Genomic DNA, 8,366 nt, shown 5'->3' with positions numbered 1-8,366 from the left:
TACTTTGCGCCACTCGTCAGCTCCCCATTGCGCAGGGCACAGTACGAAGCGTTTCACATAGCGTTGGCGCCCAATCCGCTGGCGGGTATCGAGGCGTCGCTGAAGCGTAGCCGTGTACCGGTGCGCATCGTATGGGGCACTGCGGACGACATTTTCTCCCAAGCCGATGCCGTTTATCTCGACCATCTGTTTCCCCGCTCCGAAGGAATCCGCCTCTTACCTGGCGCGAAGCTGTTCTTTCCCGAGGAGTTTCCGGATGTTATTGCGGCAGAAGCAATGCGATTGTGGCGCATCGCCTGACGCCTATGATATCGGGCATCCGTTTTTATCGTCGATTTTCACCGAGCGCTACTGTTGCAACGACCCTGCGCTTATTGCTCGCATTCATCCTGGTCTTTGGCTTCAATCAGCCCGTGGTCGCAGCAACGTTGACGCCTGCTACGCAAAGCGAACTCGATCATGTCTTGCTTTGGGGACACAGCATCGATCAAGTCACTGCGATCATGGCGGTCAAGCTCGGATTCCAGGTCAGGCCAGGGCGTGACCCCAATGGCGTGGCCAATCGGTACGTGCGATTTTCCGACCGGAGTTATGTCGAACTGGAAGGCATCACTCGGTCAAACGCGAATATGGATCCGGGCATGCTTGCGGACCAGAGCGTGTTGCATGGCGGCCCTGGAGCCCGAACATTTGGGCTGCGCTCCTCCGCACTAGATCAAGCGCGGTCGTTATTGCAGCGCGATGGCTTTACGCCGACTCCTATTTTTTCCGCGTCCCGCACGGATCCGGATGGTGGCGGTCCCTCGCGCCCTCCACGTTGGCGCCTCTTCGCATTCGAACGTCAGCCATTGACGAGCAATCTCTTCTTTATCGACTACGCGCCAGGCAATGCAAGACCTTTCAGCTCCGCCGACGATCTGGTCGCACGCGAACACCCCAACAGCGCCCATGAACTGTCGGCGGTATGGCTGCTATCGACCAGTGCTGACGTAGACCGTGAACAGCTTGCGCGACTGGGCTATGCGCAGGCAAAGGCCATCCGTATTCCGCAGATATCCGCACGTGGTTATTGCGTGTCCGTCGGCGCCAAAGGCATTTTCGTACTTGAACCGGACGGCACTGGCACCGCTGCGGAAGCCTTGCGTCGAGGCGGTCCGCAAATTCTCGGATTGAGTATCGGCGTCGCCGACCTTGGCCGCGCGAAGCGATGGGCAGAGCGTGGCTACGAGACCACGCTTGCAAGCTATCGCGGCGTGCTGGGCGATGCATTTCTGGCACCGACGCAAACGGACCTCGGACTGTTGATTGAATTTCACAAGATGTCCAACACGGCGTCGGGGGATGTTTGCGGTGAATGATCGCGATTAGCTCAACCGGAATCGCAGACGACAGACCCATTACAGCGCCATGATCTCCCTGTTTTATGTTGAGGAATGAACGATGAGGCAAGTGTCCCGTTATCACCCGTTGCTGGCAGTTCTGCACTGGCTCGTCGCACTGTTGATCATTGCCATGCTTGCTATCGGCTTTTTTGCGTTGGCCATTATGCCCAACGATGATCCACACAAGATCGATATACTGGAAGTACACATGGCGGCCGGCATGCTGATTCTTGTTTTGATGTTTATCCGTTTCATCGTTCGGATGTGCACCGCGCGGCCACCCCAACTGTCCACCGGAAACAGGCTCTTCGACCGCATCGCGCCTATTGCCCACTATGGCTTTTATGTGTTGATTTTGCTGATCGTAGGCACCGGCTACGCCACGGGCATCCTTGCTCGATTGCCCGCCATCGTTTTCGCTAGAAGCGGGCAACCGCTACCGCTAAGTTTTGCAACCCTTCCTACGTGGACTGTACACCGCGCCTTGGCCATCGCGCTTGTTGGCCTGATCGTCTTGCACGTGGTTGCAGCGTGCTATCACCAGTTCATCAAGAAGGACGGACTCTTTCGGCGGATGCTCTTTGGGTAACGCTCGTCCCATTCTCTTTCCTGAGCCCCGATACATTCGGCGTAGTGATCTCGTGTCTCGCTTCATCACCGCCTCTCCTGGAATTTTCTTGCCGTGAATACCTATGCACTCGAACTCATCGGAGTGATTCAATCCACCATCGAAAACGTGCATGATGCGCCACGCTTTTACACCGAAGGGGCGCCGAACGCGCATCTCGTGTTATCGCCGAATTACGTCGCTGGTATGGATCAGATGAAGGTGGGCGACGAGATTGTCGTCATTACCTGGCTTCACGTTGCACGCAGGGATGTTCTGACCGTGCATCCACGAGGTGATCGGAGTCAACCGCTGAAAGGTGTGTTTTGCACTCGATCACCTGATCGACCCAATCCTTTAGGGTTGCATCGCTGTAGTATTCTGGCGGTCCATGCATGCAGCTTGCACATTGGCCCCATCGAGGCCATCGACGGCACGCCTGTCGTGGACATAAAGCCGGTTGTTGCGGGTTCGATTGATTATTAGCCACCGCACGCGAGGCATCGGAGCAAGGTGTAAACGAGGCGTCGTGCGTGGATAATTCAATGGTTCGTTTTTGGCTGGCCACTTCGTTGGCGCTTGTCGCTTCATCCCAGGCAATTGCCACGACGGCGACGAGCGACTCGCCTGATCGCACGGCCACACAGATCTTGCTGTGCGAGATGCGCCAGGCCTACGGCGGCGATCGTTGGAACAACGTGGGCGCCCTGCAAAGCGATGGCCGTGAGATCAGCGATGGTCTGGACGGTGCCTGGCATTCGCTTGAGGATCTGCACGGTGGCTACTTCATCAGCCGCTGGGACAACGAAATGTTTTCCGTCGCCAACGGTATCGATGCGCAAGGCCGTTGGCATCAAGGCATTTCCGGGATGGTCGTTCCCAATGATTCCGATGAAGCAAAAGCTGTAGCGATCAGCGCGAGCTGGTTGCGGCGTTTTGGCTTTCTCATACCTCAGACGCATGCAACGTGGCAGCTACTCGCTGATGGACAACAGGATGGACGTCGCTATGTTCGCCTGGAAGCAACCCCGAAAGGCGGCCGTACACTGACCTTGTGGATTGACCCGGTTACGCATCGGCTTGATCGCGTGGAATGGAAGGAATCGTTCCTGCTTTGGACACAGCGATATAGCGACTATCGCGCCGTGGACGGATTGCAGTTGCCTTTTCGCGTCACGACGTCTTCGGCATTGGTAGGTGGTGGCCCGCATGGCGCCACGACCGACATCGCCAACAGCATTCGCATCTTGCCCAAAGCATCTATCGATCTTCTCAAGCGACCATCCAATGTCGTGCGCGACGTCGCCATGGCGCATGGCAGCCTGACGGCGACAGTGCCCATGCACCTGGAAGGAGGTGCCTTGCTGGTTGAGGCCAGCATCGATGGGAAAGGGCCTATGCCTTTTATTCTCGATACCGGAGGGCAAGCGATGCTAACCGCGGATGCGGCGAAACGGCTTGGCATCCAGACCAAGGGGAGTGGTCTGAGTGCTGGCTCTGGTCCGGGCTCGATGACTACGGCGTACGCCAGAATTGATCACCTTACGCTCGGTGATGCCGATATCAGCAACCAACCTTTCGTGGTCATGCCGTTTCCTTACAGTGCCTATGAGCGCGGCACCGGGCGCGAACCTATCGCGGGAATTCTCGGCTTGGAGATTTTCCAGCGATTCGCCGTGACACTCGACTACGATCACGAGCAGTTGATATTGCAGCCGTTTAATCGCGATCGTGAACCCGCCGCGGGGAAGGGCGACGTTTTGCCGATACATTTCACCGCGGATATACCGCTGGTTACCGCTGCGCTGGATGGCAAGCCAGGTACGTTCGGTATCGATTCGGGTAATTCTGGTTATACATTGGTATTTCCGCAGTGGGCGGAGCATGAAGACCTGCTTTCTCACTATGAGAACGGTCTCCCGTACCTTACGGGTGGCGTCGGCGGGCTATACACCGCTCATCTCTCGCACGTGCATTCGTTGCAGCTAGGAAGTAGTGCAATGAACAACGTGCTGGCGTTGCTCACGCGCGCCGATGCCGGTGCCACGGGCAACCCAAGCGAAGCCGGCAACATAGGACAAGACGTGTTGGCGCGCTTCGATGTTCATTTCGACTATCGGCGCCAGGAGATGGTGCTGATGCCGCGTGAAAAGGCACCCGTATGGCATTACGCGATGGCTGGCTTCCGTGCCGAGAAAGACGAAGCCCGGCCTGATCGCTATCGAGTCAGTGCGGTGATACCCGGCAGCCCGGCAGAACAAGCGGGGCTCAAGAAGGGCGATGAAATTTTGTCGATCAATGGCAAACAGGCATCCGCATTGAGCATCGGCGAACTATGGGACCTCATGTCACTTCGCCCCGAAGGCACGTCGCTTGCAATCACCTTGGCCGACGGTCGTAAGCTCACGATGGAGCTTCGGGACATAGCACCCCGCTAATCGCGGGATGGAGCCATCATGGAGATGAACGCAGTGGCTACCAGTATCAGTTTAAACATCTGAGGGGAGACGCTTCAGCGCCATGTCTGCCACCGACGCCTGTCATATTCCCGACGCCAGGTTTCGATTTCGGTGTGTGCTTGATTGGAGAGTTAGGCTCCGCGTTGTTGACCGTCGAGTGCATCGTGCGAATGTTCGGGTTGCCGACCCATCGAAGAAAACTCCACTCCAAGACGAAAACGAGTGAAGGCTGTATCGATGCTTAGCCGATGCGCATGCCCATGAAAGCGGCTGCTCCGATCACGGCGAGGACGACAATCGCCAGGACGCTGAGCATTACATCGCGCATTCGAACAAACGCGACGGCCATCAGCAGGACGCGCAATATTGGAAGAAAAATAAAAAGCGCAATGCCCACGCTGATGGTGTGCATGCAGGTCAAAGGTGACATGACTTGTCCCCAACCCATGCAGCGCAGGATCAAACCGGTTGCGATAGCGGCCGATCCCAGCCAAGCGCCGGTGGACAGCAGATCCGCCAATATACGCTCCAGCACGCGTTCGCTGGTGATGTCGTTGCTCATACCGTGTGCACCGTCAGATGGAAGCCGAAGGACGTCATAAACATCTGCGCGGCCAGCACGACCAGCACCAGCACGAACACCAGCCGAAGTTTGTCGCCTGGTAGGTGCTGTAACTTCTTTGTGGAACTCTGCGAAATGACTGCAAGGGCGGCCGTAGCCGCGCGTGCTTCCGTGTCCCAAATCTGCGGTGTTCTATGGCAAACAAACTGTTTTATCTGCGCACGATGCTACCCATGCTTGTCGCGCTATCCCTGCAATCTCCTGTGCATGCCAAGGATCAATCCGGAACGGTGCAACAACATTTAGTCGTGGTCGAACTTTTCCAGAGCCAAGGTTGTTCCTCGTGTCCGCCTGCCGAAGAGAACCTCAATGCACTCGCAGATGACGCCCAGGTGCTAGCTTTATCGTTTGGCGTCACGTATTGGGATGGTTTGGGGTGGAAAGATACTTTCGCCACGGATGCCTATACGGATCGACAATGGCGCTACGCTCATTACCATCATCGTGATACGGTTTGGACGCCACAGGTTTACGTGAACGGTCACACTGACCTCGTGGGCAACGATCGCTCGGAATTGAATGCCGTGATTCGTGAAGCGCAAAGCGACGGGCCGTCCATCGACTGGCCATTGGCAAATCGTGTGGAAGTCAAGGCATCTGTCCAGCATGCAGGGGCTAGCGATGTATGGTTAGTGCGCTATGACCCACGAACCCTTCACGTTCCCATTGGCGGTGGCGAAAACGGCGGCCGCACACTCGACCAGCGCAACGTGGTGCGCGAATTGGTTCACTTGGGAGAATGGCAGGGCGACGACGTGGCCTTCTCGCTGCCGCCTGCCTCTCTTTCAGGGCTCAATACCGCTGTGCTCGTTCAACTACCAAACGGCGGCGACATATTGAGTGCATCCGTACAGCATGCCGGCGAATCAGATACGCGTTGATCGTTGGCGTTGCGCGTAGGTCGTCAATAAAGCACCCGCCATGTAAATGGCGGGTGGAAGAAGACCGCGAAACATATCAACGTAGCCAGGTAACACCACGACAGCCACCCAGATCGCGTCGGCCCAACCTACAACGACCAAGTTCAACCAATAACCTTGCCGTTCGATTACGTGGGCGCCAAGACTCATCTTGAGCGCCTTAACACGTCGTTGATGAATTCGTCAGTCGATGAGCGCCTACTTAACTTTGTCGAAAACAATAAGTCCGACGCCAAGGCAATCGCGGGTGTGATCGCGCATCGACAGAAATTCCCTGAAGAGAAGTTCGATCTTCTTCGCTCCTCGTTTCCTGTGCAGATCGCTGGCATTCGCGAATTCGGTGAGTTTATGCCGCTGGCTGTCAACCTCATTGACGTATTGATTATCGACGAAGCCTCGCAGGTATCTGTCGCTCAGGCACTCCCCGCGCTGCTACGTGCTAAGAAAATCGTCGTGCTCGGCGACGACAAGCAGTTCAGCAACGTCAAGTCGTCAAACGCGAGCATCGAGCAAAACGAGAAGTATCGTTCTGACTTAGTCAATTACGTTCGCCAGAACATCAGTGAGCGCGCGGACGTTCTCCAACGTCTATCAATGTTTGATGTTAAGAAATCCGTCCTGGATTTTGCGCGCCTCACGGCCTCATACGAGGTTGTGTTACGAAAGCACTTCCGCTCGTATGCGGAGCTAATCGGGTACTCCTCGACGACGTTCTACGGCGGCCAACTCCAGGCCATCAAAGTTCGCGCACGTCCAGTTAATGAAGTCATTCGATTTACGGAAGTGGACGCTACAGGTGGGGATTGGTGGGGATGCAGGAGCGTGCTGCGGCCATCGGTGCGGGTCTGATCATTAAATCAATTGGGGGGCAGGGCACGGTAGTGACGCTTTCGATCCCGGCACCCATTGCCTATGTGCGGGAGCGATGATGTCTCGAACACGGCATCGCTCTGCAATCGGGCGACACACCGTATGTCGAGAGCGTGGTAGGTGTTGGAACCTCGGTCCACATCCTCTTACCTCGTGTCGAAGCCCACTCCGAAGCGGAGGCTCCGATCAATGCGCCTGCTGCTCTGAAGAGGTCATCACGCGCGCATCGTGTTTTATTGGTGGACGACAACAAGGACGTTGCCGAACCGGCACTAACATCTTTGACGCTGCAAGGTTCTCGTTTGCAACCACCTATCTCATATCGCGATTATGAGCGGGTTATCGTGGGTAGGGCATAACGACTCCGGCCGGAGCTGGTAGTCAGGTGCGAACTCTTGATCGCGAGCTCGAAGGACACGCGGGAAGAACACAGCAATAGTAGTCATTACAGATGATGGCACTCCTCGCTGAAATAGCGCGCGTGGAGCCACAGAGTGACCAACTGCGCGGGTATGCCGCGTGAAAGCGGCGTGAATCAGCTACACCCGAAATCGGGGGTATGGTTTTTGCGCGTTTTCCATTTTGCTATGCGCGGTAAGTGCTCGACTTAATGAGCACTACCAAAAGTATGGGTAATCGAAATTTCCAATCGTTCAATTCTTGCCACCAGGGGGCCGCGGACGTGAACGAAAGAACCGCAGCGGATATCCGGTCCGGCTCGCGTTCCCCTTGATAAGCAACGTTCTTTAACCACCCGAATCGCTCAGAACTGTGTCGCCAGCGAAAGGTCGGCGGCGGTTCATGTCCAAAGTGGATGGCCATCTAAACGTATAAATGGGAGAGCGCTATGATCGAAACGAATGCACTCGCTGAGAAACGACGAGATGAAGAGGTGCGCGTGGACATCGCCTTCGTCAAGATTGGAGAACACTGGCTGGAGGAATCGCCTGACGATGGGGTATTGCGAGCAGTCTCTAGCCCTACGCAGGGTAGTCTGTTCGTGGCCGAAGCAATCATGGGTGGCTATCGGTTTCGAACGTGTGGCAGTACGAGGCCTCTATTAACAGATAACGGTGTGCCCGGGCTTGGCGGGCCTGCCGAACCCGGCTCCGTGTTCCATCTACCTATGGTGGAGTGGAATCCCCCGGAAGGGCCTCACGCTCCAGAGCGCGCGGTTTCTGCGCTGGTGGAGCTGGCGCAAGCCGGCGACCTCGTCGGTCACAGAGTCGCGCTGGGCATGTTCTGGGACGATAAAGAGCACAAACAGTTAGTCGAGGATGCGTTCGCCGCCGTGATGCGGCTGCCCGATGACAAGCCGGGAGTGGCCCGGGTGAAGGGGCTCTGGAACAACCAGGACTTCAGAATGGGCGTCTTCCAAGGGTTGCATGACGCCGACTACCTGTTGCCGTACACCAACCCTTTATTCCCTCATCCCATCCTCCCTCCTGGTGCATTGACCATCCCGACCTTCGCGTCGCACTTCTTCGACCCAGACACCAAACAGAA

At 56.4% G+C, this 8,366-nt stretch carries 10 protein-coding genes; 8 read left to right on the top strand and 2 right to left on the bottom strand.

Features of this window, described 5'->3' with window-relative positions; translation table 11 throughout:
• From VK725_RS08720 to VK725_RS08700, 5 genes are all read left to right on the top strand, one after another.
• Window positions 1-300: alpha/beta hydrolase (locus tag VK725_RS08720; RefSeq protein ID WP_325317673.1), on the top strand; the 300-nt coding region annotated here is incomplete at its 5' end.
• A 74-nt stretch (window positions 301-374) separates the two neighbouring features.
• On the top strand, window positions 375-1,358 hold the full coding sequence (locus tag VK725_RS08715; RefSeq protein ID WP_325317672.1) for a VOC family protein: 984 nt from the start codon (window positions 375-377) through the stop codon (window positions 1,356-1,358).
• A 109-nt stretch (window positions 1,359-1,467) separates the two neighbouring features.
• Complete coding sequence (locus tag VK725_RS08710) at window positions 1,468-1,971, top strand: cytochrome b (protein ID WP_325317671.1); 504 nt, start codon at window positions 1,468-1,470, stop codon at window positions 1,969-1,971.
• A gap of 93 nt (window positions 1,972-2,064) precedes the next feature.
• Window positions 2,065-2,475: a tRNA (N6-threonylcarbamoyladenosine(37)-N6)-methyltransferase TrmO gene (tsaA, locus tag VK725_RS08705; RefSeq protein WP_325317670.1), complete on the top strand. Its 411-nt coding sequence runs from the start codon at window positions 2,065-2,067 to the stop codon at window positions 2,473-2,475.
• A 59-nt stretch (window positions 2,476-2,534) separates the two neighbouring features.
• Window positions 2,535-4,427 (top strand): aspartyl protease family protein, encoded by a 1,893-nt coding sequence (locus tag VK725_RS08700; RefSeq protein WP_325317669.1) that lies wholly within the window; start codon window positions 2,535-2,537, stop codon window positions 4,425-4,427.
• Window positions 4,428-4,689: 262 nt separating this feature from the next.
• Here VK725_RS08700 and VK725_RS08695 read toward each other — a convergent pair whose 3' ends face one another.
• Window positions 4,690-5,010 (bottom strand): DUF1634 domain-containing protein, encoded by a 321-nt coding sequence (locus tag VK725_RS08695; RefSeq protein WP_325317668.1) that lies wholly within the window; start codon window positions 5,008-5,010, stop codon window positions 4,690-4,692.
• Between the two features lie 233 nt (window positions 5,011-5,243).
• Between VK725_RS08695 and VK725_RS08690 the strand changes: the two genes are divergently transcribed.
• Window positions 5,244-5,951 carry a DUF1223 domain-containing protein gene (locus VK725_RS08690; protein WP_325317667.1) on the top strand — a complete coding sequence of 236 codons (708 nt, stop codon included), beginning with the start codon at window positions 5,244-5,246 and terminating at the stop codon, window positions 5,949-5,951.
• On the opposite strand, the gene VK725_RS08685 is transcribed toward VK725_RS08690, so the two are convergent.
• The gene (locus VK725_RS08685; protein WP_325317666.1) at window positions 5,937-6,140 is read right to left on the bottom strand and encodes a hypothetical protein; all 204 of its coding nucleotides are present in this window, start codon (window positions 6,138-6,140) and stop codon (window positions 5,937-5,939) included. The genes VK725_RS08690 and VK725_RS08685 overlap by 15 nt on opposite strands.
• 24 nt (window positions 6,141-6,164) lie before the next feature.
• On the opposite strand from VK725_RS08685, the gene VK725_RS08680 reads away from it, so the two are divergent.
• Window positions 6,165-6,839 carry an AAA domain-containing protein gene (locus VK725_RS08680; RefSeq protein WP_325317665.1) on the top strand — a complete coding sequence of 225 codons (675 nt, stop codon included), beginning with the start codon at window positions 6,165-6,167 and terminating at the stop codon, window positions 6,837-6,839.
• Between the two features lie 868 nt (window positions 6,840-7,707).
• Window positions 7,708-8,366 (top strand): hypothetical protein (locus tag VK725_RS08675; protein ID WP_325317664.1); only part of this gene is annotated, 659 nt, incomplete at its 3' end.

This window comes from Dyella sp. (assembly GCF_035486915.1).
Lineage (GTDB): Bacteria > Pseudomonadota > Gammaproteobacteria > Xanthomonadales > Rhodanobacteraceae > Dyella_B.
Note: the sequence above shows the minus strand (reverse complement) of the source record. Positions and strands in the feature narration are given on the sequence as shown.